At 43.5% G+C, this 26,020-nt stretch carries 31 protein-coding genes and 2 riboswitches; of the genes, 30 read left to right on the top strand and 1 reads right to left on the bottom strand.

Annotated features, from left to right (window positions below; translation table 11 throughout):
- Positions 1-77 precede the first annotated feature (77 nt).
- Entirely contained in the window at positions 78-1,010 is a 933-nt protein-coding gene (locus LJE72_RS11145; protein ID WP_229247649.1) for a 2Fe-2S iron-sulfur cluster-binding protein, read from the top strand.
- A gap of 104 nt (positions 1,011-1,114) precedes the next feature.
- Here LJE72_RS11145 and LJE72_RS11140 read toward each other — a convergent pair whose 3' ends face one another.
- Positions 1,115-2,071 (bottom strand): substrate-binding domain-containing protein, encoded by a 957-nt coding sequence (locus LJE72_RS11140; protein WP_229247648.1) that lies wholly within the window; start codon positions 2,069-2,071, stop codon positions 1,115-1,117.
- A 394-nt stretch (positions 2,072-2,465) separates the two neighbouring features.
- Between LJE72_RS11140 and LJE72_RS11135 the strand changes: the two genes are divergently transcribed.
- The 29 genes from LJE72_RS11135 (at position 2,466) to LJE72_RS11000 (ending at position 25,989) form a co-directional block, all read left to right on the top strand.
- Positions 2,466-2,906, top strand: coding sequence for a HutP family protein (locus tag LJE72_RS11135; RefSeq protein ID WP_229247647.1), 441 nt, complete (start codon positions 2,466-2,468; stop codon positions 2,904-2,906).
- A gap of 738 nt (positions 2,907-3,644) precedes the next feature.
- The gene (gene nifH / locus LJE72_RS11130) at positions 3,645-4,472 is read left to right on the top strand and encodes a nitrogenase iron protein (RefSeq protein ID WP_229247646.1); all 828 of its coding nucleotides are present in this window, start codon (positions 3,645-3,647) and stop codon (positions 4,470-4,472) included.
- Positions 4,473-4,515: 43 nt separating this feature from the next.
- Positions 4,516-4,842 carry a P-II family nitrogen regulator gene (locus LJE72_RS11125; protein WP_229247645.1) on the top strand — a complete coding sequence of 109 codons (327 nt, stop codon included), beginning with the start codon at positions 4,516-4,518 and terminating at the stop codon, positions 4,840-4,842.
- Between the two features lie 12 nt (positions 4,843-4,854).
- On the top strand, positions 4,855-5,262 hold the full coding sequence (locus tag LJE72_RS11120; protein WP_229247644.1) for a P-II family nitrogen regulator: 408 nt from the start codon (positions 4,855-4,857) through the stop codon (positions 5,260-5,262).
- A gap of 47 nt (positions 5,263-5,309) precedes the next feature.
- Entirely contained in the window at positions 5,310-6,872 is a 1,563-nt protein-coding gene (gene anfD, locus LJE72_RS11115; protein ID WP_229247643.1) for a nitrogenase iron-iron protein, alpha chain, read from the top strand.
- Between the two features lie 28 nt (positions 6,873-6,900).
- Entirely contained in the window at positions 6,901-7,251 is a 351-nt protein-coding gene (anfG, locus tag LJE72_RS11110) for a Fe-only nitrogenase subunit delta (protein WP_229247684.1), read from the top strand.
- Between the two features lie 64 nt (positions 7,252-7,315).
- Complete coding sequence (anfK, locus tag LJE72_RS11105) at positions 7,316-8,710, top strand: Fe-only nitrogenase subunit beta (RefSeq protein WP_229247642.1); 1,395 nt, start codon at positions 7,316-7,318, stop codon at positions 8,708-8,710.
- Positions 8,711-8,930: 220 nt separating this feature from the next.
- Positions 8,931-9,476 (top strand): radical SAM protein, encoded by a 546-nt coding sequence (locus LJE72_RS26535; RefSeq protein WP_312038926.1) that lies wholly within the window; start codon positions 8,931-8,933, stop codon positions 9,474-9,476.
- 125 nt (positions 9,477-9,601) lie between these two features.
- Positions 9,602-10,207: a NifB/NifX family molybdenum-iron cluster-binding protein gene (locus tag LJE72_RS26530; protein WP_312038922.1), complete on the top strand. Its 606-nt coding sequence runs from the start codon at positions 9,602-9,604 to the stop codon at positions 10,205-10,207.
- Positions 10,208-10,315: 108 nt separating this feature from the next.
- A complete protein-coding gene (locus tag LJE72_RS11090) occupies positions 10,316-10,861 on the top strand; it encodes a gamma-glutamylcyclotransferase family protein (RefSeq protein ID WP_229247641.1) in 546 nt (181 codons plus the stop codon).
- A 49-nt stretch (positions 10,862-10,910) separates the two neighbouring features.
- On the top strand, positions 10,911-11,624 hold the full coding sequence (locus LJE72_RS11085; RefSeq protein ID WP_229247640.1) for a type 1 glutamine amidotransferase: 714 nt from the start codon (positions 10,911-10,913) through the stop codon (positions 11,622-11,624).
- On the top strand, positions 11,624-12,157 hold the full coding sequence (locus LJE72_RS11080) for a pyridoxamine 5'-phosphate oxidase family protein (protein WP_229247639.1): 534 nt from the start codon (positions 11,624-11,626) through the stop codon (positions 12,155-12,157). Before LJE72_RS11085 ends, LJE72_RS11080 begins: the two co-directional genes overlap by 1 nt.
- Positions 12,158-12,243: 86 nt before the next feature.
- A complete protein-coding gene (locus LJE72_RS11075) occupies positions 12,244-12,405 on the top strand; it encodes a hypothetical protein (RefSeq protein ID WP_229247638.1) in 162 nt (53 codons plus the stop codon).
- 175 nt (positions 12,406-12,580) lie between these two features.
- Positions 12,581-12,787: a TOBE domain-containing protein gene (locus LJE72_RS11070; protein ID WP_229247637.1), complete on the top strand. Its 207-nt coding sequence runs from the start codon at positions 12,581-12,583 to the stop codon at positions 12,785-12,787.
- Between the two features lie 261 nt (positions 12,788-13,048).
- Positions 13,049-13,234: riboswitch (cobalamin riboswitch) on the top strand.
- A gap of 280 nt (positions 13,235-13,514) precedes the next feature.
- Positions 13,515-13,700: riboswitch (cobalamin riboswitch) on the top strand.
- A 34-nt stretch (positions 13,701-13,734) separates the two neighbouring features.
- Positions 13,735-13,974, top strand: a complete 240-nt coding sequence (locus LJE72_RS11065) for a hypothetical protein (protein ID WP_229247636.1) — start codon at positions 13,735-13,737, stop codon at positions 13,972-13,974.
- A gap of 53 nt (positions 13,975-14,027) precedes the next feature.
- Positions 14,028-14,384 carry a hypothetical protein gene (locus LJE72_RS11060; RefSeq protein ID WP_229247635.1) on the top strand — a complete coding sequence of 119 codons (357 nt, stop codon included), beginning with the start codon at positions 14,028-14,030 and terminating at the stop codon, positions 14,382-14,384.
- Complete coding sequence (locus tag LJE72_RS26245; protein WP_282437892.1) at positions 14,381-14,743, top strand: nucleotide-binding protein; 363 nt, start codon at positions 14,381-14,383, stop codon at positions 14,741-14,743. Before LJE72_RS11060 ends, LJE72_RS26245 begins: the two co-directional genes overlap by 4 nt.
- Before the next feature lie 40 nt (positions 14,744-14,783).
- Positions 14,784-15,233, top strand: coding sequence for a P-loop NTPase family protein (locus LJE72_RS26240; RefSeq protein WP_312038921.1), 450 nt, complete (start codon positions 14,784-14,786; stop codon positions 15,231-15,233).
- Positions 15,234-15,264: 31 nt separating this feature from the next.
- A complete protein-coding gene (locus LJE72_RS11050; protein ID WP_229247634.1) occupies positions 15,265-16,509 on the top strand; it encodes a nitrogenase component 1 in 1,245 nt (414 codons plus the stop codon).
- Positions 16,506-16,748, top strand: a complete 243-nt coding sequence (locus LJE72_RS11045) for a hypothetical protein (protein WP_229247633.1) — start codon at positions 16,506-16,508, stop codon at positions 16,746-16,748. Before LJE72_RS11050 ends, LJE72_RS11045 begins: the two co-directional genes overlap by 4 nt.
- Positions 16,749-16,772: 24 nt before the next feature.
- On the top strand, positions 16,773-17,705 hold the full coding sequence (locus tag LJE72_RS11040; RefSeq protein ID WP_312038925.1) for a nitrogenase component 1: 933 nt from the start codon (positions 16,773-16,775) through the stop codon (positions 17,703-17,705).
- A 29-nt stretch (positions 17,706-17,734) separates the two neighbouring features.
- Complete coding sequence (locus LJE72_RS11035; protein WP_229247631.1) at positions 17,735-18,796, top strand: ABC transporter substrate-binding protein; 1,062 nt, start codon at positions 17,735-17,737, stop codon at positions 18,794-18,796.
- Entirely contained in the window at positions 18,739-18,930 is a 192-nt protein-coding gene (locus LJE72_RS11030; RefSeq protein WP_229247630.1) for an iron chelate uptake ABC transporter family permease subunit, read from the top strand. Before LJE72_RS11035 ends, LJE72_RS11030 begins: the two co-directional genes overlap by 58 nt.
- Positions 18,927-19,712 carry an ABC transporter ATP-binding protein gene (locus LJE72_RS11025; RefSeq protein WP_229247629.1) on the top strand — a complete coding sequence of 262 codons (786 nt, stop codon included), beginning with the start codon at positions 18,927-18,929 and terminating at the stop codon, positions 19,710-19,712. Before LJE72_RS11030 ends, LJE72_RS11025 begins: the two co-directional genes overlap by 4 nt.
- 18 nt (positions 19,713-19,730) lie before the next feature.
- Entirely contained in the window at positions 19,731-20,261 is a 531-nt protein-coding gene (locus tag LJE72_RS11020; protein ID WP_229247628.1) for a cob(I)yrinic acid a,c-diamide adenosyltransferase, read from the top strand.
- 342 nt (positions 20,262-20,603) lie between these two features.
- Positions 20,604-23,291: a sensor histidine kinase gene (locus tag LJE72_RS11015; protein WP_229247627.1), complete on the top strand. Its 2,688-nt coding sequence runs from the start codon at positions 20,604-20,606 to the stop codon at positions 23,289-23,291.
- Complete coding sequence (locus LJE72_RS11010) at positions 23,281-23,964, top strand: response regulator (RefSeq protein ID WP_229247626.1); 684 nt, start codon at positions 23,281-23,283, stop codon at positions 23,962-23,964. Before LJE72_RS11015 ends, LJE72_RS11010 begins: the two co-directional genes overlap by 11 nt.
- Before the next feature lie 27 nt (positions 23,965-23,991).
- The gene (locus LJE72_RS11005) at positions 23,992-25,326 is read left to right on the top strand and encodes a TrkH family potassium uptake protein (protein WP_229247625.1); all 1,335 of its coding nucleotides are present in this window, start codon (positions 23,992-23,994) and stop codon (positions 25,324-25,326) included.
- A 12-nt stretch (positions 25,327-25,338) separates the two neighbouring features.
- A complete protein-coding gene (locus tag LJE72_RS11000) occupies positions 25,339-25,989 on the top strand; it encodes a potassium channel family protein (RefSeq protein WP_229247624.1) in 651 nt (216 codons plus the stop codon).
- Positions 25,990-26,020 lie beyond the last annotated feature (31 nt).

Here is a 26,020-nt window from a genome sequence, read left to right as displayed (position 1 = left end):
AAATGTATCCTGTTTGGAGAAATGCAATTTGTTGTGATTATTTTGGTATATTCGATATAGGAAAGGAGCGAAACACTTTGGAGGGCCTTACATTAACAATTGATGGGCGCGAAGTTAGCGTTCCGAAGGGGACGACTGTGCTCGAAGCCTGTCGCATGAACAATATTCCGATTCCTACCTTGTGTCATGACCCGGCGCTTACCCCTGCCGGCGCTTGTCGTTTGTGTGTCGTGCAAATCGAAGGAATGCGCAATCTGCCTCCGTCTTGCGTCACTCAAGTAATGCAGGGTATGAAGGTAGAAACTCAGAATCCAAAAGTTCGAAATGCGCGTAAAACGATTCTGGAGTTGTTGGTTGCCAATCATCCGTTAGATTGCATGACCTGTCAGAAATTAGGCGACTGTTCCTTGGCGGAATACGCCTATGAATATGGTGTAAAAGGAGAAATTTACAAAGGGGAGAAACGCCAGCTTCCCATTGATGACGCAAATCCTTATATTTTAAGGGATCTTAACAAGTGTATATTGTGTGGCAAATGCATTGCTACGTGCGAGGCGGTAACGGAACGCAATGTGATTGGCTTTGCTTATCGTGGATTTAACACTAAGGTTTCAACATTTATGGACACTGACTTGAAGGATTCAATCTGTGTCTATTGCAACAGGTGTGTGGCTATTTGTCCAGTTGGGGCACTTATAGACAAAAATATAATAGGTAAAGGGAGAGCGTGGGAGTTCAATACGGAAGAAGCTACCTGCACTTTTTGTGAATCTGGCTGCAAATTTGATATTAACTCAAAGAATGGTAAAGTTATTGGGGTCACTGCGAAATCAGCTGCAAATGGCCGACCGCTTTGCCTTAAAGGGCGTATAGGTTCTGATTTTAGGTATAATCCTAACCGAACAGAAATGCCTTTCATTAATCAAGATGGTGAGTTTATTCAGGTTACGTGGGCGGAATTTTTAGGTCTGGGTAATATTGTAGAAAAGATTAACTCGCTGGTGAAGTAAGCCGGAGCTGTATACCTTGTGAATTAACTTTAAAATATGAAAAGGAGCGCTTCTGAAGAAGGCTCCTTTTCCACCTAATAAAAACAAAGCTTTTTAACTAAAGGTCAAGTTTCAGCAATAACTTTTCCTAGTTCAGTGAGGTCATAGCCGCCTAACCCTTGCAACTCAAATTTGAACTCTTCAGACCGGATTATTTCAAAAATTGCGTTAAAGGCAGGGCGGTTTAGATCTTCTTTTTTTATGACCATGTCATATTGCTCTTCTTGAAGAGGTATGAAATCGATTCCCTGTACTTGCAAACAGGCCTTTTCATTGCCAATACCAAGATCTGCATCTCCACGGGCAACCGTACTGGCAATGGCAAGATGAGAATGGAATTCTCTCATATAGCCATTAATGGATCGACCTGAAATGCCCATTTTACGCAAGTGCTCATCTAGTAATATTCTTGTACCACTACCCTTTTCACGGTTGATAATTGCAATATCTGAACGGCATAAATCGTTCCAATCCTTGATGTTTTTCGGGTTCCCTTTCGCTACATAGAAACCTTGCATACGGCTGGCAAGACGAATAATAACAGTTGGAGTTCCCGGCAGCATCCTTTCAACGAATGGCACATTGTATTCTCCTGTCTTGCCATCCCACATATGAGCAGTAGCCACTTGAACTTCTCCTTGATAAAGTGCATATATCGCATTATAACTTCCTTCATAGGAACGTAAGGCGCGAATTCCTTTGGGATGGCGATCTAAGTAACGGCATAAAACATCTAAAATAAGGTCCTGACCCGAAATTATAAAAGAGCTGTTTCTATGCTGCATTTTTTCATAAATAAGTGAAGAAACGTAGTTGCTTGGATCAGGAGAAAATGTGGTGATGGGTTTGGAGTCTTTAGTTTTGTTTTTATAGTTTTCCACATCCTCTAAATCGACACGCAATTTTTTCCCCGCTCTGTAAGCATTTAATTCTCTGCGTTTGATTAAATCATAAACAGTACTTTTGGAAATTTTCAATACGTCAGCCACTTCTTGCGGTGTTAAGGCTTTGTTCTCAACCATAGCGTTACAACGAACCTTTCATCAGCAATATATTGACAATTATATCACATTTTAAAGGACAAATTATACTTTGAAAACTAAAAGAAATCGCATAGTTATCGACATGTGCCTCTAGCCTCTGAAATATAAGGTCTTGAGGCACTTCTTGCAGCCACAGACTGTCAAAGCTGAGACTTAATCCTTATGAAAAGGAAAAAGTTTAAAGATGCTGATCCTCGTATATTATTTTGTGAAAAAGTATTGACACAACAAAATGCAATGCGTATAATAATACAAAACAGTATAGAATGGAAAATATGGCGATCTACCAATCTCATAACAATGTTAAATGGAAAAATACTTACAAGACAATGTATTCTGGAAAATTTTATCCGGCAAAAAGGAGGGCTTAATATTGCAATTTACGTTGGATAAAGAAAGAAAGCCTTCCATAGAAAAGGCGGCAATACTGCTGGCCTTGACCCAAACAAGAGAGGAAGAAGAAGAACTCAGAGCATCTCTCAGTGAAATGTTTGACATATGTTGTGGTGTGACTGAACTTGGAGGAAAAGTTGCAAATCTTCAACATACAGGAAAACTAACAAATTCGGTAATATCAACAGCGTTTAATACGGGCATAATTCCAAAGGAAGCCCAAAAGATTCACGCCCTTATTCATGCAACTTTGGAAGCCAGCAACAGCGTGTTTACTCATACCAACAGCAATGCTAATATGTCTCTGAAAATTGGATTGACAACAAACTCCAAATGGCTTGCTGTAGCAATTCATGGTCGTTCTTCTCTTCATCCACTATTGGAACACGCGCGGGTGGGATTGGGAGTTATGCATCTTTAATTAGAGTTCTATTGAATAGTGAGTCAGGTTATTAGAGTGAAAGAGTGACAAGGGAACGTTTTGATAAACTAACCCTTATAGAATAGGTCAGTACAACTTCATAACCGGGCAGCAAATCAAACGATGATTTGAAGTGGAAAAGTGTTTTAGTGAGCCTTAATTATACAAAATTAGGGCTCACTTTGTTTTTTTAAAACTGATTAAGGGAGGTGATGCGATGGCGCCTTATACCTGATTTGGAATCATGGTGATGGTGCGGAGTGATTTTAATAAAAATATCAAATAATGAATGCCAAGTAACAAACTAATTACAAGTTTGTCGGTACATGAAAGGAGTTTCAGAAAATAAGAATTTGAATTTGCTTGAGTAGTGCGTCAAGTGGTCAGAGTGATAGAGTGATCAAGTGATAGAGTGGTCAAAGTGGTAGAGTGATTAAAGTGATATGAGTTTAATCACTTAGCTCTTACAGATCAGTACAATTTCATAACCGGGCAGCAAATCGATGGATGATTTGAAGTGGAAGAGTGTTTTAGTGAGCCTTTAATTTTACAGAATTAGGGGCTCACTTTGTTTCTTTTTAAATTGATTAAGAGAGGTGATGCTTATGGTGTCTTATTCAGATTATCTAGGCCATGGCGATGGCAAAGAGGGGCCTGAGTCATTCAATAATCTCAGACAATGAAGGTCAAGCAATCAAACGAATTCAATTAATGGTAATTATGAGAGGAGTTTTTAAAATGACAAGAAAAATTGCTATTTATGGTAAAGGTGGAATTGGCAAATCAACAACCCAACAAAATACAGCCGCTGCCATGGTGCATTTTTACAATCAGAAGGTCTTCATCCATGGATGTGATCCAAAGGCAGATTCGACTCGTCTTATTCTTGGTGGGATGAATCAACAAACCTTGATGGATATACTTCGCGATGAAGGTGAATCGAAGGTTACCATTGACAGAGTGGTAAAAACAGGGTTTGGCGGGATTCGCTGTGTTGAGTCGGGCGGTCCTGAACCAGGCGTAGGATGTGCGGGTCGTGGCGTCATCACAGCCATTGATCTTATGGAGAAAAATGGGGCTTATACCTCGGATTTAGACTTTGTATTTTTTGATGTCCTGGGTGATGTTGTCTGTGGTGGATTTGCCATGCCGATCCGTGAAGGAAAAGCCCAGGAAGTTTATATTGTAGCTTCAGGAGAGATGATGGCTGTCTATGCAGCCAATAATATCTGCAAAGGTCTGCTTAAATATGCCAAGCAAAGTGGTGTCCGCCTCGGTGGGGTCATTTGCAATAGTCGTAAAGTTGATAAGGAAAGAGAATTCCTGGAAGAGTTTACGGCAGCGATCGGCACCCATTTAATCCACTTTGTACCGCGCGATAATGTGGTTCAAAAGGCTGAATTCAACAAACAAACCGTGGTTGAATTCGACGCTAATGAAAACCAAGCCCATGAATATGGAGAACTGGCACGAAGGATTATCGAAAATAAGAATTTTGTCATTCCTAAACCTCTCACCATGGATGAATTAGAGGCCATGGTTGTCAAATACGGTTTGGTGGATTAAGGGCTGCTTCAAGTGCAGAAAAGGAAGGGAGTCGACACTGATTATGATCATGATTAAAGCCATCGTTAGACCGGATAAAAAAGAAGTGGTGCTTAATGAACTTTCCAAAGCCGGGTTTCATGCTGCCACTGTCATTGATGTAGTAGGCCGCGGCAAACAAAAGGGTATTACATTCGGTGACATCCTCTATGACGAAATTCCTAAAAGCCTGATTATGTTAGCCGTTAAGGATGGAGACAAAGAGGATGTGCTGGATGTAATTCTCCAGCATGCTAAGACCAGTGAAAATGGTGCTTTTGGGGATGGGAAAGTAATTATAAGTCCAATCGATGAAGTATATACCGTCTCAAGCGGCGTTGCTGAGCTGTAAAGGAGTGGCGTTATGAAAGAGATTATAGCTGTCGTAAGAATGAATAAGGTCAGTGTTACTAAAAAGGCTCTAATCGAAGTTGGGGCTGCCGGTTTCACGGCTACTAAGGTTGTGGGGCGCGGCAAGCTGGTGGAAGACAAATCCATCATTGCTGAACGGAGAAAGACTTTATTGGCCTTGGCTCAGAAAGATGATCAGACTACAGAAAAGATGATCACCGAGTTCTTAGATGGCACTCGTTTGTTTCCCCGCAGAATGTTTAATATCCTGGCCCATGACGAAGATGTGGTAAAGATTATTTCAGCCATCATTAAGGCCAATAAAACTGAGTACAAGGTGGGTGACGGCAAAATCTTTGTCCTGCCGGCCCTTGATGCAGTCCGAGTTAGAACAAAGGAGTCGGGAGATGCGGCAATCTAACAAAGGAAAGTAAGCTATTCATGGATTAAATAAAGGAGGAACAAATTATGCCCTATCACAAATTTAAATGCAGTGAGTGTATTCCTGAAAGAGAAAAGCACGCCGTTACAAAAGGCCCCGGTGAAGATTTGACGTCGTGCCTGCCCCTTGGCTACCTCAACACCATTCCGGGCACGATTTCGGAACGCGGCTGTGCTTACTGCGGGGCCAAGCACGTCATCGGTGCCCCCATGAAGGACGTCATCCATATGAGTCATGGACCCGTCGGATGCACCTACGACACCTGGCAAACCAAACGCTATATCAGCGATAATGACAACTTTCAGCTCAAATATACCTATGCCACGGATGTCAAGGAAAAACACATCATCTTCGGAGCGGAGAAAATGCTCAAGCAAAACATTATTGAGGCCTTTCAAGCCTTTCCCTATATCAAGCGAATGAGTCTCTACCAAACCTGCGCCACAGCCTTGATTGGGGACGATATAGGTGCGGTTGCCCAAGAAGTGATGGAGGAAATGCCTGATGTGGATATCTTTGTCTGCAATTCTCCTGGATTTGCAGGGCCGAGTCAGTCGGGAGGACATCATAAAATCAATCTCGCCTGGCTGGATCAGAAGGTGGGAACCTTTGAACCGGAAATTACCAGCAAGTACGTCATCAATTACGTCGGCGACTATAACATCCAGGGGGATACGGAGGTCATGGTGGACTATTTTAAGCGGATGGGCATTCAAGTGCTTTCTTGCTTTACCGGCAATGGCTCCTATGATTCACTCAGAGGGATGCACCGGGGCCACCTCAACGTTTTGGAATGTGCGCGTTCCTCGGAATACATCTGCAATGAACTTAGAGTAAGATACGGGATTCCGCGTCTGGATATCGAGGGGTTTGGCTTCAAACCACTGTCCGAGTCCCTGATGAAGGTGGCCATGTTTTTTGGACTGGAAAAGGAAGCTCAAGCCATTATCGACGAAGAGATTGCCCGCTGGAAACCGGAACTTGACTGGTACGCCAAACGTCTGCAAGGGAAAAAAGTGTGTCTCTGGCCCGGGGGCTCCAAACTTTGGCACTGGGCGAATGTAATCCATGAAGAGATGGGAGTCGAGGTTGTTTCCGTGTATACGAAGTTCGGTCATCAGGGAGATATGGAAAAGGGGATTGCCCGTTGTCAAGAAGGCGCACTGGCTATCGACGATCCCAATGAGCTGGAGGGAATCGAAGCTATGAAGACGCTGAAGCCCGACATCATCTTCACGGGGGTTCGTCCCGGGGAGGTCGCCAAAAAGCTTCGGGTTCAATACCTCAATGCTCATGCCTATCACAACGGTCCTTACAAGGGGTTTGAAGGCTGGGTCAGGTTTGCCCGGGATATCTACAACGCACTCTATTCGCCGATTCATCAGCTTTCCGGCCTGGATATCAGCAAGGATGAGATACCCACTGAGGTAGGATTTTTGACGCGTCAGATGATTTCTGATGTAAATATCAATAAGGAGGAGACAACTCCCATTGAGGAAAGACCTTATACGGGTGATTATGACTGTGTTACAAAATTGCGTGGGAAGACCTATCCACGTTCATCAGAACCGCTTTCCGACGCGGTATAAGGGAGGCATGACAGTTATGGAAGTAAGTCTGGAAGAGACTCAAAAGGACAGAGTTGAGCAACTGGTGGACTATATCATGAAATGGTGTCTGTGGCAGTTTCACTCCCGCGCCTGGGACAGGGAGAGACAAAACGAGGGTATCCTGACCAAAACCAGGCAGTTGTTGTGCGAGGAGCCCGTCGAGCTTGAAACTCCGGCGGACAAATGCTATTGGGTGGATGCTGTAATCTTGGCCAGGGATTTTAAAGCTACCTATCCGTGGCTGGCCACCATGGAGAAAAAGGACATTAAGTCACTCATGCAGGGACTCAAAGAGCGCATGGACTTCTTGACGATTACAGGATCACTGAATGAAGAGCTTACTGACCCTAAGTATTAAAAGCTGGGAGCTGTGCCGTCACGGTTGGAAGTAGAAGAAATTTAAGAGGAAAGGGTGTCATACTATGTCTTGTGAGATCAAAGAAAAAGAACGTGCCGGCATTATCAATCCGATATTTACCTGCCAGCCTGCGGGAGCGCAGTATGCCAGCATAGGAATCAAGGATTGTCTGGCAGTAGTTCATGGAGGACAGGGCTGTGTGATGTTCGTCCGCTTGTTGTTCGCTCAGCATTTTAAGGATAACTTTGATATCGCGTCTTCATCAGTGCATGAGGATGGTGCAGTCTTCGGTGCCGTCCATCGTGTCGAGGAAGCGGTCGATGTGGTTTTAATGCGCTATCCCCATGTGAAAGTCATACCCATTATCACAACCTGCTCGACGGAAGTCATCGGTGACGATGTCGATGGTGTGATTCGCAAACTCAATCAAGGGCTTTTAAAAGAAAAATATGCTGATCGGGAGGTCTATCTTATTCCGGTTCATACCCCCAGTTTTAAAGGAAGTCAGGTGACGGGATACGATGTGGCCCTGGAGGCTTTTGTCCAGACCCTGGCCAAAAAGGACAAACCCAACGGAAAACTCAACCTAATTACCGGCTGGGTTAACCCGGGAGACGTGACAGCGCTTAAGCATCTTCTGTCAGAAATGCAGGTGGAGGCAACGGTTCTTTTCGAAATTGAAAGCTTCGATTCCCCTTTAATGCCAGATCCGGATCATAGCGCCGTTTCCCACGGCAGCACGACGGTTGAGGAACTGATCGACACGGCCAATGCCCTGGGAACGATTGCGCTGAACAAATACGAGGGTGGAAAAGCCGCCCACTATCTTGAAAAGGAATTTGACATTCCGACCATAATAGGGCCGACCCCTATCGGCATCCGCAACACGGATACCTTTTTGCAGAATCTGAAGAAAATGACCGGCAAGCCAATTCCTCAGTCCCTCGTTCGCGAACGAGGAATTGCCATTGATGCACTGACGGATCTTGTGCACATGTTTTTCGCCGATAAGCGAGTTGCTATCTACGGACATCCTGATCTGGTCATAGGTCTGGCGGAATTTTGTCTCGATCTGGAGATGAAGCCTGTGCTGCTTCTGCTCGGCGATGACAACGTGACCTATCAGGAGGATCCCCGTCTCAAGGCGTTTCAGGAAAACGTTGATTTCGAAATGCAGGTCATCTGCAATTCAGATCTGTGGGAGCTGGAAGATCGGATCAAAAACCAGGGATTGGAACTCGATCTCATATTGGGTCATTCCAAAGGGCGCTTCATTGCCATTGACAATAATATTCCTATGGTCCGCGTGGGGTTTCCCACCTACGACCGGGCGGGACTGTACCGTCACCCGGTTGTCGGCTATGCGGGCGCGATCTGGCTCGCCGAAGAGATGGCGAACACGCTGTTCACTGATATGGAGTACAAAAAGAATAAGGAATGGATACTGAATGTATGGTAAAGAGAATTAAACGGATTAGGATTCTGAGCAAGCAATGCTTGTAAAACTCAACTGGCTTTTTACCGGACTAGTCAGAATCTGATGATTATCAGGTTCTGACTAGTCATTAAAAAGCTCATAAAATAATGAGTGAACCACGGCATTCCGTTCTAAGCTAAATTTAATTAAGAGGAGTATAGGGATTATTAAAGAAAAAAGATAGAAGGCCGAGGTGAAAAATATGGGTTGTCCAGTTACGACGTCGGATACAAAAATGCCAATAGCTGCTGCTATGTTGGAAAAAACCCAGAGGCATCCCTGTTACTCCTTTGATGCTCATCAGAAATTTGCTCGAATGCATTTGCCTGTTGCACCACATTGTAATATTAGCTGCAACTATTGTAATCGTAAATTTGATTGTGTCAATGAAAGTCGTCCAGGTGTAACCAGTGAAATACTTGCGCCACAAGCAGCTAAAAACAAGTTTGACAAGGTAAGTGCTCGAATTGGGCAACTTAGTGTGGTCGGAATTGCAGGACCTGGAGATGCTTTAGCCAATTGGGAAAACACGCGGGAGACAATCCGCTTGATTGGAGCGGAAAATCCGCACATCGTTTTTTGTCTTTCAACAAATGGACTACTACTGCCGGAGTATGCTCAGGAAATTGTCGAGCTCGGTGTTACCCATGTGACCGTGACCGTTAATTGTTTAGATAGCGCTATTGGGGCGAAAATCTATCAACATATTAAGTATAAAGGACAGCTCTATGAAGGGAGTCTGGAGTAAAACTGCTGATTGAAAATCAGCTGGCAGGTATTGCTCTACTCTTAGCTCAAGGAGTTGTTGTAAAAATTAATATTGTTATGCTAAAAGGTATTAATGACCAACATATTCCGGAAGTTGTGAAGAAAATGAAAGAGGTTGGCGTTTATATTATAAATATTATGCCGCTAATTCCAGCTTCAGGCAGTGTTTTTGAAAAGTTTCCTCAAACTACCATGAAAGATGTTAATGAGATGAGGAATTTGTGTGAACAGGATGTCAGGCAGATGCGTCACTGCAAGCAATGCCGCGCTGATGCTATCGGGTTGCTTGGAGAAGATCGGTCTCAGGAATTTCGTGACAATGAACGACTGGTAGCCACTCTGCCAATTAGTAAACAAGAGGAAAAAGAGTCCCCCAAACTTAAGGTTGCGGTAACCTCAAAACATGGGAGCTTGGTTGATTTGCATTTTGGCCATGCTAAGGAATTTTTAATTTACGAAATAGCCGGGCCGGAAATTTCTTTTCTGGAATCTCGAGCAGTTGATCAATATTGTTTAGGGATGGCTGAATGTGATGAAGAACAGTCTCGCCGCGATGCTTTAGTTGACGTGATTGCCGACTGTGAGGCAGTACTTACGCTGCGAATTGGCTATCATGCTCAGCAAAAGCTTCTTGAACGAGGCATTACCAGTGTGGAACATTGTGATACGGTTGAGCAAGGTTTAAGGTTTGTGCAACAACAACTTGGCTAGAATAGGGCTTCAAAGGTTGGAGAGGGTGGTGATAAGGCTCCAACCTAGCGCTGGCTAGCAGTAGTGAGGGTGAAGGTTTTTGGGAAATTATGTGAAAGGAGAAAAATGATGAAGAAAGTGACTCACTGTTATTTTGCCTATGGTTCAAATCTGAACTGGGCACAAATGAAGCAAAGGTGTTCGAGTCCAAAGGTGCTTGGAGTTGCTCGTCTGCCAGGTTACAAGGTTGAATTTTACGGATATTCGGCTGTTTGGGATGGGGCCCAGGAAACGGTAGTTCCTGAGCTCCAATCGGAGGTTTGGGGAGTATTATATGAATTGCAGGTTTTTGATTGGGAGTCACTAGATGTGTATGAGGATGCTCGTCTTAATGGGACAGGCGCGTATTTTCACTATCCTGTGAAAGTAGTTGATATGAAGCAGGAGACGATTAATGCTATAATCTACAAAAAGGATATCTTAAAAGAGGCGAAACTTCCCAGCACTGAATATCTGGATTTTATTGTGCAAGGTGGCAAAGAGCAGGGTTTGCCTACAGAGTATCTGACTCTTTTGCAAAATAGGGAAACAAAGCCTGCTTCCTATGCCGTGCCTATTTTGAAAAATTCAAGATCCAACTGGGTGAGTAAAACCGGTGCTGATTGCGGCCCGTGAAAAGCCAAAAAACCCCAAAAATTAATGACGAAAGGACGGAAATAAGGAGATGAGGCTTCACTATTTGCAACATGCCCCCTTTGAAAATCCCGGGAGCATTCTAGGCTGGGCCAAGGAAAAAGGTTTTAGAATAACAAATACCCAAGTGTACGAAAATGGCCTTTTGCCTGACCAGCAGGATTTCGATTGGTTGGTAGTCATGGGTGGTCCGATGAATGTTTACGAAGAGGAAACTTATCCCTGGCTTATCAAGGAAAAAGCGTTCATCCGAGCAGCCATCGACTCGGGTAAAGTGATTATTGGCCTATGTCTTGGAGGGCAATTGATTGCTGATGTGATAGGTGGGAAGGTGACCAAAAATCCTCATCCGGAAATTGGCTGGTTTCCAATTCGTTGGAGCGAAGAAGCCAGGTCATCCCCCTTATTTTCCTTTTTCCCTCATCAGCCCATCGTATTCCAGTGGCATGGGGACACCTTCAGTGTACTGCCGGAAGATACGAACTGCCTGGCGGAAAGCGATGCCTGTAAGCAGCAGGCCTTCATTTATAGAAAAAGGGTCTTTGGGTTTCAGTTTCATATGGAAAATACTTCGTCAATCATCAAGGGCCTGGTGGAAAACTGCGGGGGAGAAATGGTTCCTGGGATTTACGTTCAGACACCGGAAGAACTGCTTGCTCACCCTGAATACATCGAACTAAATAACCAGTGGATGACTATGTTTCTTACGCAACTGGAAAAAATGGCTAGAAAGGGTGATCTGTGATGAATCAGGTGAGTTATACGACGAGAAACTGTACAGACCAGCAGAAAATCGAAACCTTTCTTGGGCGAGAAAGAACAGGTGTGCTTGGCATGGTAAGTGGTATTTTTCCCTATACCGTTCCGGTGAACTATGTATGGCATAATGGTTGTGTTTACTTTCATGGCATGGGTTCAGGCAAAAAAGAAAAGATTCTTTCCGAAAATCCCCTTGTTTGTTTTACGATCTATAAGGAACAGGGTACCGTAACCGACCCAGTACCTTGCCATGCTGATACGGCATACATGAGCGTGATGATTTTTGGAAAAGCTGAAAAGGTGACTGATCTCGAAGAGGCTACTGCGGCATTACAAAAAGTGCTGGATAAATTTATGCCCAAGTATTACAGCCAACCTTTAACCAGCACTTTGATTGAGAAATATCGCTCTTCCATGGATGGGAATGCGGTTTCTGTTTATCGGGTAACGCCTCAGGAAATGACGGCCAAAGAAAACTCAGTAGAATCGGGCAAACTGTTCCATTTGGAAACTCGGTAACGATATACTGCTCTATATATAAAGGCACTTTGAGGATTTTTCCTCAAAGTGCCTTTATATATAGAGCAAGTCTGGAGAGGCACAGGGTGATCATTGCTCTAAGTGTAGACAGTGAACTAGCAGGCCGGAAACGAAGTCCGAAGTTTGTAAGTCCCGAAATCCCAATTGGGAGGGCTGATGCTGTGGTCAGCGACAGAAAGGAACATCATACGATTCATCAAATGGCAAGACTCGTACGGCTCTTCTAGGGTCGCAGAGCCCAGCAGATTAGCTCAGAAGCGGTTGGCTTAGAACTGCAATGGAAGGATTGAAGATGACCATAGGAAATCATTCGCCAAGATATTGGCCCGGAATGGAAGCGGTTTTGTATGTATATTTCTTGTTGGTGCAATACTATGCATGACTATAGATGGAGGTGTACATATGAAATTATCGACGAGAAATCAGCTTAAAGGGAAAATTAAGGACATTAAGAAAGGTCCGGTATCGACTGAAGTAATCTTAGATGTTAGTGCTCAAGCAGTGGTAGTAGCTTCAATTACCACCGGGTCGGCGGATTCAATGGAGCTTAAAGTGGGAGACGATGTCACCGCTCTTATCAAAGCAAGTTCTGTTATGATTATGAAATAGTGAATCCGTTATAAAGGCGTTAAATATTCTGGAAAATTAATGATAAAACGACTGTTACCGGATCTTCAGGTCCAGTAACAGTCCGTTTTTATTTTCTTTGTCACCATCATAGGCGGTAACAAGCCCATAGCCTTGGTTCATCAGGTAAAATATATTTCATACAACAATTCTAAACTGAAAAGAGGATTTCCGATGTCACCTAGTGTTCATTGTTCAACGTCAGTATGCTTGACCATGTTGTGGTTTTGTGTTAAGTTTAATTTATTAAATAAATGAGCAAGTGATTTTCTTTAGCAGAGAAATCATAACAGGGAAGCCGGTGTAAATCCGGCGCGGTCCCGCCACTGTAACGGGGAGTTTCTGCCAAACATCCACTGAGGAAACTTGGGAAGGAGGCAGTAAATGAGGATCCTGAGCCAGGAGACCTGATTGCTTAGATGCTTTACTCACGATGGATGGGTGGAGGGACTTGTTAATTCGGCCCTTCATTATGAAGGGCTTTATCTATTATTTTATGTACATAAAAGGTTTCCAGAGGGAAACTGACCTGCGGGGTCAATGTCTTGTTCAAGTGGGATCAGCTTTCAAAAATGCGAATGCAACTTGAAAGCGGAGGAGAACGCGCCGTCCGAGACAACCGATACATTGCTGTCTTCTGGATTAGTGATGTGAGGTTGTCTCTTTATTTTTTTATAGGTGTCGATGATCACTAGATATCAATAAAACTAAATACTTAGGGAATTTAGGTACTGAAGTTCGAGAACCTCGGTTTAAAAGGGAAACAGGTGTAATTCCTGCATGGTCCCGCCGCTGTGATGGGGAAATGGCTCATTGATGCCACTGGACGAGTCCGGGAAGGTATGAACCATTGATGATCCAGAGTCAGAAGACCTGCCTAAATGATGCAAGCCGAAACTCTACGAGCGATAGAGGAGGTATTATTAGTGATGAGCAAATGTTTATCAGTTTTTAAGCCTCTTGACCAATCGGTTGAGAGGTTTTTTGCATGGAGTGGCTTATCTTTTCATTTCATTTCCCATGATCTTAGTGCTGTTCACTTTATGAGCGAACGGCTAATGGTTATGCAGCGAGGAGAAATGGTGGATGTCTGCGAAGGGAAAGAACTTTTTGCACTGAATAGGCATCCTTACACCAAACAGCTACTGGCTCTTTTGGATGGGGACTGAATCTAAAATGCAAAATGCCATGATATGTCATCAGAAAAGGAGGGCTGTTCGCGTTGAATAAGCAAGACATAATTATCCGACCTATTAGAACAGAAGATATTGATGGTGTGCAGAAATTTTTATTGTTCCAGTTGAAAGAACTATTTGCCCAGGAAGGCCAGTTGGCCATAACGGATGATGTATGGGGGCTGGGCAAGAGGTATTTGGAGCCTGCAAACTGCAACCTGTGGAGAGTACTCACAAAGGTGGGTGAAGTTGTAGGTACTGCTGCAATCTGTACTTATAATGACCGGATTGAATTGCTGAAAGGTTGGTATCACCCCTTAACTACTTTTTGGAAAAAACAGGGTTTCAAAACAATTGACGAGGGTGGCAGTGCGGAAACCGTTCATATGGAGAAAACAATATGAAGGTTGGAAAAGAGAGGGACTGCCTAAAACTAGCGTTCTATGGAAAAGGCGGAATCGGAAAATCGACAGTGGCTGGCAATATCTCTGCAGCTTTGGCAATTCAGGGGCTTAGGACCTTGCACATTGGCTGCGATCCTAAGGCGGATTCCACAAGATGCCTTGTGGGGCGTAAAATTCCTACGGTTTTACAGCAATTGCAGGCTAAGCGTATAGGTATTTCTCGGCAGGATATCGTATTTCCTGGTTTTAGTGGTGTTAATTGCATTAAAGCCGGAGGCCCCGAAGCCGGCATTGGCTGTGCAGGTAGGGGAATTATCACCATGATGGATGAATTGAACCTATCTGGAACTATGGGATGAAGTTTGGGACGCCGTTGTTTATGATGTCCTGGGTGATGTCGTGTGTGGTGGATTTTCGGTTCCTATGCGCGAAGGGTATGCAGATACAATTTATATTGTAACCTCCTCGGAATTCATGTCTGTATATGCTGCTAACAATATCATGAAGGCTATCACTAGAAGCCAGGGGACAAGGCCAATAATCCTGGGGGGATTAATTCACAACTGTAGAAATGGTGACTCGAGTAGGGCGGCAGTCGAGGAATTTGTCTCTTTGACGGATACGCGGATAGTGGCTGAAGTCCCTTTCAGCAGAGAAATTGCTCTTGCGGAACTTGAAGGCAAAACGGTTCTGGAAAAGTTTCCAGATTCAAAGGTAGCTGGTTTCTTTAAAGATTTAGCGGGTGTTATCACAGAGGATCAAGGTTATAAGCCAGTAACAGCTCTTGAAGATGATGAATTGGAAAAACTCAGTCACTACATGCTTGACCTGGAATTGCGAAAAGCATAGAGGTTGGATAGCGGAAAGCGGGGGAGTGGAATTGTCTTGTTCGGTATATATCAAAACAAGTAGCTGGGAAGAAAAGATTAAATTGGCAGATATTGAGGCGAAGTTGCCCTTAAACAGCTTTTTTGACAGGGGTATAGCGGAGGATGATTGTGGAGAATTGGTCAATTTGGCCTTATGTGTGCGGGGCATTGATGTCCTGGCAGCAGGTCCTTCATCCTGCTCAAGAGTATTATATTTTCGAGCCGCGAAAAAGAGGTTGAACGAAAGGTTATTCCTGCTTCAGGTATCCAGCCACGATTTTGCAGCGGGGAAGCATCTGGAAAAATTGGAGGAGGCGCTAGAAGGTCTTGTGAGTTCGCGCCGCTCAAAAGCGATCATCGTTTATATTACCTGTGCCGATATTCTTACAGGTACAGATTTCGTAGGAATAACGAAACGAATTGAAACTCAATATGGAATACCTGTGAAGATTTTTGAGCGGGGACCGCTTTCTCGGAGACGGACACTTCCTAAAGAGCGACTGGGGGATATTTTTATTGATTTACTGCAAAGGGGCATTTCACAAGAGGAGCAATGCCACATCAATGTGTTAGGGGATGCAGGAAAACTTCCTCAGTATTCAGGGCTGAGGCAGATATTCAGAAACTATTGCTCTAGTGAGAAGATTAGAGAATTTGCGGCACTGGATTCCTACGAAGAATTTGAAGACCTGGCAAACGGAAAGCTAAATATTGCTTTGGATTCTTTTGGTTATGATTTGGCGGTGCGCATGCGGAAAAAATGGGACATACCCTTACTATACTTGCCAGCTCAGTACAATATGAAAGATATAAAACATAGCTATTCAGCATTGATGGAGGGATTGCAGGTCACTTGGGATTATAGTCAGGATACCCACGAGTACCATAGGCTTGCTGCTGGAGTCACTGACGCATTAGATGGAAAACGAATTGCGGTGGGAATTGGGCCCAGGTCTTTTGAGCTTGCCCATACGTTAGAGTTGATCGGTCTTCCTGTTGAGGTTATATTTGCCGAAACAGCGAACAAACAAGATATGACGTATATTGAAGCACTCGCCTTTATGGGAAGTAAGGCGGAAGTTTATTTAGTTTCAAACATAGCCTTTGAAACTCAGACGAGGGGGTTTGAAGGGATAGATATAGCTATTGGCGAAAAAGCAGCGTTTTATTGTCTGACATCCAAAGAGGTATTATTGAGTGTGGATTACCATTTCGGGTACGAAGGTATTTTGGGAATTTTGGAGGGTATGCGATGAGTGGACTTTTGACCCGCGTGCCTTCGCTGGCAAGTGATTATTCTGGTGCCTGCTCTCTTCTCTTTGCTCTGCCTTCACTCAACCTTTTGTACTCGCCCGGCGGGTGTAGCAGTGCAGTTATTGAATGTGATGAAATTAGAGATTTGAGTCAAACCTTGTTCTTTAGCTCCAAGCTGGGAGAGCTGGAGGCCGTCATGGGCTCAGAAGATGAATTTCTGTTTCAGGCGGAAAGGCTTTGAGCACAAAATCCTCAGGTCGAATGCATTGCAATTATGGGTACGCCGGTCCCAGCTTTGACGGGAGTCGATATTGACTCAATGGCAACTAAGCTAAGCAGGAGAACAGGCTTGACCACTTTAGCCCTTCCTATGGAAAGATTTGAGACTTATTACTCTGGGGTTTACAATATGCTGCTAACCTTGGGTAAGCATTTTCTGGAAAGGAGGGAGAAGAAGATAAATCAAGTGAATATCATCGGGTATACGCCCCTAAGTCTGGGCAAGGAAATACATTTAACCAAACTTATTGACGAACTGGAGAAGTTCGGACTGGAAATTAATTGTTCACCATTAGAGAAAATAGACATGGCAACCTATAAGAAAATGTCCGCTGCAGCCTTGAACTTGGTTGTGTCACATGAGGGTGTAGGGTTTGCTCAATATATGAAAAATGAATATTCCATACCTTATGTCATGCATGTGCCTGTGGGTTTGTGGGGCATGCAGCGGCTATATCAGGATTTGGCGGAGATAGTAGACATTCCCCTGGGCAATGCAAGCGAGCAACACTACGTTCCGACTGGTAAACCAAAGTTTAGAAAGAGAGCTGTCGTGATAGGCGAACCTCTCTTTGCTTCCTGTACGGCCTCGTGTCTGCGTAACGACTTTGGTCTTGACTATGTTAAGACAACTAGTCTGATAAAAATAGATAGACGAATGCAGAAAGTTTATCAGGAAAAGGCACTTGCCGATGTCCATTTGCTTGAGGATGAAGAAGCACTGGTCCAGTGGATTGATATAATTCAGCCGGATATCATTGTCGGAGACCCGCTGTATCAGAGACTTCTGGGCGAAGGCAGCCCCCAGTATGTGCCTATCCCACATGTGGGTTTGAGCGGACCTATGTATTCCGGTACACATTACGAGTTCATCGGAAAAAGAGGGTATGATTATTTGGCCAGCTTTATCGAGGTATAACATTTTAACAATACATTGGAGGAATTTACATGATCAAGCATTATAAAAGAAGAAAGGCCTTATTATCACTTCTACTAGTAACGTTTTTAATGTTAAGCCTCGCGGGTTGTCAATCCCGTGGGAATGAAATAAAGACGTCATCTAATCAATCCTCTGGGACAAAAATTGTCACAGATTTGCTGGGCAACCAAGTAACAATCAAAGCTAATGTAGAAAAGATTGCCGTTGTGCCTATTCCTTGGGCTACTATTGTCTATGCAGTTGACGGGTCGGGTGAAAAAATTGTGGGGATGCATCCGTCTGCTATGAAGGCCTACGAAAAAAACATTTTGAAGGCTATGGCGCCTGAAATGGCTAACATTAATTCAACCTTCGTCGATAATAATTTTAATGTCAATTACGAAGAGGTAGCCAAGCTAAAGCCTGATTTGGTCGTCATTTGGGATTATCAGCCGGAAGTAGGCAAAAAGCTGGCAGAGATCGGTATCCCTTCTGTGGCTATCAAATATGGGACCCTTGAGGATGTTCAAAAGGGGATCGAGCTGGTGGGTGAGATATTAAACCAGCAAGAGCGGGCAACTGCGCTTATCCAGTATCAACAGGATACTAATAGCTATCTCAAGTCTAAGGAGAGTTCACTAACGAGTCGGGATAAACCTAAGACCCTGTATCTGAGAGATGAACAACTGCAAGTAGCCACAGGTGAATCTGTGAATAAAATCATGATCGATACTGCAGGCGGGGTGAACGTGGCAAATGAGGTGACGGGAGACAACTGGAAGAAAGTTACAATGGAACAGGTTATAGCCTGGAATCCGGAAGTGATCATTCTGAGTAACTTCTCCGAAATATTACCCGAAGATTTATATGAGAACAAGTATTCAGGTCAAGATTGGAGTACAATCGAGGCTGTAAAAAATAAGAGAGTGTATAAAGCGCCTATGGGTATTTATCGCTGGGACGCACCTTGTGTGGAAACTCCCTTGATGATGAAGTGGCTGGGTAAGGATTGGTTATACCCCATATCTGCCGTATGCTTGTGGGAGAAGACCATAAGAACCTGCTTCCTGCCTCTTGTATTATTGGAGTGATTTTTATGATTATTGTCGATATGATTGCGCGTACGGTGACGGCTGCAGAAATCCCGATTGGTATCTTAACGGCCCTTGTGGGAGCGCTATTTTTTGCGATTCTCTTTAAAACAGCGAAAGGCGATTGGCAATGATACTTGAAGTGAAAAATGGATATTTCGGATATACAAAAGACAAGGATATATTACAGGATATCTGCTTTACTCTTGGTGAGCAAGAAATTATGACCATCCTAGGCCAGAATGGTACTGGCAAAACGACGATTTTAAAGTGCGTGACAGGGATTCTAAAATGGCGGCAAGGTCAGACGAGGTTTGATGGAAGGTCTATAGATTATTCCAGGGCAGCTCAAAAGCAGAATTCTATTGGTTATGTTCCGCAAGCCCATGGATTCTCTTTTCCCTATACGGTCAGAGAACTTGTAACCATGGGTCGGGCTAGGCATGTTGGGCTTTTTTCTGTGCCCTCGGGAAAGGATAAAAAAATAGCAGATGAGGCAATTGATGAAGTAGGCATCAGTTCCATTCGAGACAAGTTGTGTAATCATTTAAGCGGCGGACAATTGCAACTAGTCTTCATTGCCAGAGCTTTAGCCAGTGAACCTAAGGTGCTGGTTCTAGATGAACCAGAATCACACTTGGACTTTAGGAATCAATTTATGATCTTAAATCTTATGAGAAGATTGGTCAAAGAACGCTGCCTAGCTTGTATTATCAATACTCATTACCCGGAACATGCTCTGCGTCTGTCTGATACTACGTTGCTCTTGGGTGAAAAATCTTATTTGTTCGGAAGGACTAAAGAAATTATTACGGAAAAAAGAATTGAAGAGTATTTCGGAATTAGTGTAAAGATCTTGCCAGTGCCCTATAAAGGGGAGGAGATCAAAGCCTTTGTCGTATTAGATAGTATTTAAGAGGAAGGAAATGTAAGCATGGAACAAGGACTTATCCATATTTATACTGGTGCAGGGAAAGGAAAGACAACTGCTGCAGTGGGGTTGGGAATCCGGGCCTATGGACAGGGACTTAAGGTCCTGATGGTTCAGTTTTTAAAAGGATGGGATACCGGGGAAATGAAGGTCATCGCTACCTTAGAACCGTGCTTTCAACTCTTTCGATACAAGGAAAATGACAAATTCGTTTGGAATATGACTGATGAAGAAAAAAGTGGGCTGGAAAGAGAAATGCGGATTGGTCTGAACTATATTGTGGAAGCAATCATGAGCGAGAAATGGGACATGATCATCATGGATGAGATTATGGCTGCTGTGAATTATGGATACCTACCACTTGAAGAGGTAGTCGAGATTGTAAAGAACAAACCACTAAAACTCGAACTGGTATTGACCGGGCGAGATGCCCCAGTAAAGCTGATGGAGTTAGCTGATTATGTCTCGGAAATCACTGCTCGCAAACATCCCATGACCAAGGGCATAATAGCGCGAGAGGGAATTGAGTATTAAGATTGGACGGTACTAACAAAAACAACGGGGCAGTAACAGAACTTGTTTAAGGTTTGTTACTGTCTCATTGCTTTTCACTTCTTAAGTAGGGTGGGTTCTTGGTCAAGGTTGCCCATTCCCTTCTCCGATGGGCATTCGAAGCGGCAGTATCAATGGATGCGAATCTAATTTTTGACTTAAACATATAAAAATAAGTATAAATATTTATATTTTCTTTATGGTCCTTTCTTAATTTTTTATGACTTTTATATGGATAATAGATTTATAATAAAGCTTATATTCAGTATTAAAGATTGGGTTTGTTAGACAATAGAGATGTACGAATAAATTAAGGGTGATGTAATGGCAAAGGGAAAACTAACAATTTTCTTAGGTGCTGCTTCAGGGGTCGGGAAAACTTATGCGATGTTAGAAGCGGCCTTAGGCAGATTGTCGGAAGGTATAGATGTGGTTATAGGTTTAGTAGAAACTCATGGTAGAGCGGATACTGAGGGGATGCTCAAAGGTTTAACGGTCATTCCCTGGAGATCTCAAGATCATAGGGGTAAGATTCTTCGGGAAATGGATTTGGATGCAGTCTTGAAACGACGCCCTCAACTTGTCTTGATTGATGAACTTGCCCACTCTAACGCAGAAGGATCTCGGCACAAAAAACGTTATATGGATGTCAAAGAATTATTGTCAGCGGGAATCAACGTTTACACTACCTTGAATATTCAGGACTTAGAGACGCTCAATGATATAGTAATCCAAATTACAGGGGTTACCGTACGGGAGACAGTTCCCGACCAAGTTTTAGAAACGGCGTCCCAGATTCAGCTGATTGATATCCCGCCCGAGGAGTTAATTCAAAGGTTAAAAGATGGTAAGGTGCATGTTCCCGACCGAGAAACAGAAGGTTTCAAAAACTTCTTTCGTCCCGGCAATATCAACGCTCTGAGGGAGTTGGCCCTTCGCTATACAGCTCAACGAGTGGATCGCCAGCTAGAATCCTATAGACGAGTCCATGGAATCAATGGACCATGGCCAACAGGAGAAAAGATTTTGGTTTGTATAAGTGCCAGCCCCTTCTCAGCTCAGGTGATTCGGATTGCAAAAAGAATGTCAGAGAAGGTACAAGGAGAATTATTGGCCGTGCATGTCGAAACTCTGCGACGGTTTCCCGGCAGTGAGGCTGAGAAAGATTCAATGGCTAAAAATCTTCGCTTGGCAGAGGAAATGGGAGCAGAAATTATTGGAATGACGGGAGACAGTGTCGCAGAAGCTATCTTAGAAACAGCTAGAAAACACAATGTTTCTCAGATAATTATTGGAAAACCTGAGCATACGCGTTTTTGGGAGATAATTAATGGGTCCGTCGTGGACAAAGTGATTCGGCAAAGTCAGGGTATTAGTATTCATGTTATCCCTGGAAGCCAACAAGAGATAGGACCAGCTCAAGTTCAGGAAGTGAAGAATAGGGAAGAAGCAGGATCTAATACCCAATGGTGGGCTTCTCCAAAAATCCTTCCCTATCTGGTCTCTAGCTTGATGGTGATGGTAATGACGTTATTTTTTAGCTTAGTAAGTCCATTTTTAGGACTGGTTAATATTTCTTTGGCCTATATACTCCCTATTCTAATCAGTGCGGCCCGCTGGGGAACTTTTCCCGCTATCGCGACTGGGTTAATGGGGACGATCGCCTTTGATCTTTTTTTTGTTCCTCCCATTTTTAAATTTACGGTTGCTGATCTCCGGTATTTAATCAGCTTTGCTATTTTTATGTTGGTGGGTTTAATTACCGGAACTCTATCAGATCGATTGAAAAAACAGGTGAATTATTCTCGGCAGCGCGAGAGCAGCATTTCAGCACTTTATTCTCTAAGTCGAGATATCGCAGCAGCCGATAACCTGGATGCTGTGTTAGATTGTATTGTTAGCAATGTCTCAAAAACGTTGGAGGGGCAAGTCATGTTGCTTTTACCTAATGAAAAGGCTCAATTGGTGCTGAGAAAAGACTCTGGACTTAAGAATTTCTTAGATAACAGTGAACTTTCAGTTGCCACCTGGGTCTATGAAAGAGGACTAAAAGCGGGCAAGGGAACGGAGACATTAGGTACTGCAAAGGCCCTATATTTGCCACTGAGTACAGAGCAGGGAACCCAAGGAGTTCTGGGGATTTATAGCAATGAACGTAAAGAACAATTTGACAGTGAGCGAATCCGCTTGCTAGAAGCCTTTACGGGATTAGCTGCCATGGCCATCAATAGAGTTAAATTAGCGGAACAAGCCAGGGAGTCCCTTTCATTGGTGGAGTCTGAACGTTTACGCACGGCGCTATTTAATTCACTTTCTCATGACTTACGGACGCCTCTCGCCTCCATTATTGGGGCCGTCACCGGACTTCTAGAAGATAGAAATGTCGTCTATAGCCCTGAGGTCCGCAAGGAGTTGCTGAAAACAATTCTACATGGGGCAGAGCGAATGAATCGATTTATTAGTAACTTATTGGATATGGCACGGCTGGAAAGTGGTATGCTTCGATTAAATAAAGATTGGTGCGATCTTCAAGATATCATTGGAGTGGCGATTAATAGGCTTGGAGACGCCTTAACTCGAAGGCCTTTAGACATTGATATTCAGGAAGGCTTACCTTTGGTGCAAGCAGATGGGATTTTGATAGAGCAAGTGTTGATCAACCTGCTGGATAATGCACTTAAGTACTCCGAAGCCGCTAGCAAAATAATGATAGCGATTCGGCAACAAGGAAAGCAGTTAGAGATTGTAGTCGCTAATCGGGGCCATAGCATTCCTGAAGCGGATTTAAGCAAGGTCTTTGATAAGTTTTATCGACTTAGTTCCCCTCTGCAAGTGAGTGGAACGGGGCTCGGTTTGGCAATTTGTAAAGGACTTATTGAAGCTCATGGCGGTGAGATTTGGGCCGAAAACAATAAACTGAGTGGAGTGACAATTACATTCACCTTACCTATAACCGACCAATTTCTCGGTGTTGTTCCAGAGATGAATAAAGGAGAGCAAGATGGAAAATAAAGGTCAACGAATTTTGATTGTTGATGATGATACACAGATCCGGCGTTTTTTACGGGTGGCCTTAACCAGTCACGGATATGTTGTAAAAGACGCTAAGACGGGAAGAGAAGGTCTTGAGGCAGTCGCGATGTTCAGCCCGGACTTAGTGGTCCTTGATATAGGGCTGCCGGATATCGATGGACTAGACGTTGTGCGTCAGTTGCGAGAATGGACTAAAGTGCCAATTATCATTCTTTCGGTTAAGGAACAGGAGGGTGAAAAAATTATGGCCTTAGACCTTGGTGCGGATGATTATGTCACGAAACCTTTTGGCATGGGTGAATTGTTAGCTCGAATTCGAGCGGCAATACGTCACACTATGGGGGTAGAGGAACAGCCTGTATTAAATTTTGAAGATTTGACCCTTGATTTAGTACATCGGCGAGTTACAAGGGATGATATCGAGATTAAGCTTACCTTAACAGAATATGAAATCGTGAGAAATCTAGCGATTAATGCCGGAAAAGTTATCACTCACAGTTATTTACTTCGCACAGTATGGGGGTCGTCCTATGAGAAGGAAGTACAGTATTTGCGGGTTTATATTGGACAAATAAGGCGAAAGCTGGAACGTGACCCATCTCGCCCACGGCATATTATTACCGAACCAGGGGTAGGATATCGTTTATTGTAATGCAGATTCACATGGAGGGAAAAGGAATTGAATGCATTGAGGAAAATCATGTCACCATCTCGAGTCTTAGTTTTGGGATTTGCTATCCTAATTCTGCTTGGGGCGTTATTACTGACCTTGCCACGAGCAACTCAGGATGGATTAGGTTTGCCTTTTTTGAATGCTGCTTTTACATCAACTTCGGCAGTTTGTGTTACAGGGTTAGTGGTTGTGGATACTGCGACGACTTTTACGCCCTTTGGGCAATGGGTCATTCTTTTTTTGATTCAAGTGGGAGGACTTGGTTTTATGACCTTTGCCACTCTGTTCGCTATGATTTTAGGAAAAAAAATTACCCTTAAGGAACGATTGCTGTTGCAAGAGGCCCTAAACCAGGTTTCAGTCGAAGGTATCGTTCGATTAACGAAGTCTGTCCTGCTGATTTCCTTTGCTTTTGAAGCGATAGGTGCCCTCATTCTAACTTTACGTTGGTATTCCGATTTCGGTTGGGGTAAAGCGCTTTATTATGGAGTGTTTCATTCTGTTTCAGCGTTTAATAACGCAGGTTTTGATCTCATGGGCAATTTTTCTAGTCTTACTGCTTTCGTCGGAGATCCCGTTATTAATATTACCATCATGATCTTGTTTATTTGCGGAGGGTTAGGCTTTATCGTTATGGCGGATCTATTGGCAGATCGGAAGAAGTTTAGACTTCATACAAAAATAGTCCTACTGGTTTCCGGAGGCCTGATTTTATTAGGGACCGTGATAATATTGATCATGGAATTTGCAAATCCAGATACCTTAGGGCCACTTCCTATAGGGACAAAGGTTATGGCGTCCTTATTTCAATCGGCTACTTCTCGGACTGCAGGATTTAATACCATTAATATAGGGGGTATGTATGACACAACCTTACTCTCCATGATCGTGCTCATGTTTATTGGAGCTTCCCCCGGAGGAACGGGCGGAGGGATTAAAACAACAACGTTTATAGCGATCGCTTTATCTGTGTTGAGTACCTATCGCAGTGATCCTCAGGTAGTCTTCAAGGGGCGGACTTTACCCAGGGATGTAATTCAGAAAGCTTGGGCAGTTACGACTTCGGCTCTATTTTTGGTTTTCATAATATTATCGATTCTCTCACACACAGAAAACTCAGATTTAATGACCGTATTTTTCGAAGTAACGTCTGCCTTTGGGACGGTGGGCCTTTCTCTGGGGCTTACCCCCACTCTTTCCGATGTAGGTAAAATGGCAATTATTTTAACGATGTTTATAGGACGGTTGGGGCCGTTAACCTTGGCTTTTGTACTTTCCCAGAAAACAAATAAACAAGTAGCCCACATTAAATATCCGGATGAACGAATTATGATTGGATAGGAGATAAATTACGTGCGCAAACAATTTGTGGTTATTGGCTTAGGGAGATTCGGAACGAGTGTTGCTAAGACCCTCACTGCATTAGGTCACGAAGTTCTTGCTTTAGATAAGAACGAAAATGCAGTTCAGGTTGTCATGAATGATGTGACCCAAGCAGTGCAGGCTGATGCACGTGAGGAGGAGACGCTCCGGGGATTAGGGGTGCGGAATTTAGATGTGGCGATTGTAGCAATCGGGGATGATCTTGAAGCCAATATATTAATCACTCTGATGCTCAAAGAAATGGGAATCCCCTATGTTGTCGCTAAGGCCCAGTCGGTCCAACATGGAAAGGTATTAGAGAAAATTGGGGCAGATAAAATTGTTTATCCAGAACAAGATATGGGGATTCGCCTAGCCAACAACCTGATTAGAACTAATGTTATGGATTTCATAGAATTGTCCTTAGACTACAGTATCTTTGAAATAATTGCTCCGGCCCAGTTCGTCAATAAATCACTGGGGAAACTAAATTTACGGGCAGTTTATAGTATTAATGTCATGGCGATTAAGAAAGGTGCAGATCAGATTGTCATTGCCCCAGGCGCAAATGAAGTAGTTGAGGAAAGAGATATTTTAGTAATTGTCTGCAACAAAAAAGCCCTTTCTAAGTTGCCAGACTAAATATTTAAAGTAGTTGATGAAAGTAATAATA

Source organism: Desulfosporosinus shakirovi (genome assembly GCF_020595055.1).
GTDB classification, from domain to species: Bacteria; Bacillota; Desulfitobacteriia; order Desulfitobacteriales; family Desulfitobacteriaceae; genus Desulfosporosinus; species Desulfosporosinus shakirovi.
The sequence above is the reverse complement of the archived record's forward strand: the minus strand, read 5'-3'. Positions and strand labels throughout refer to the sequence as shown.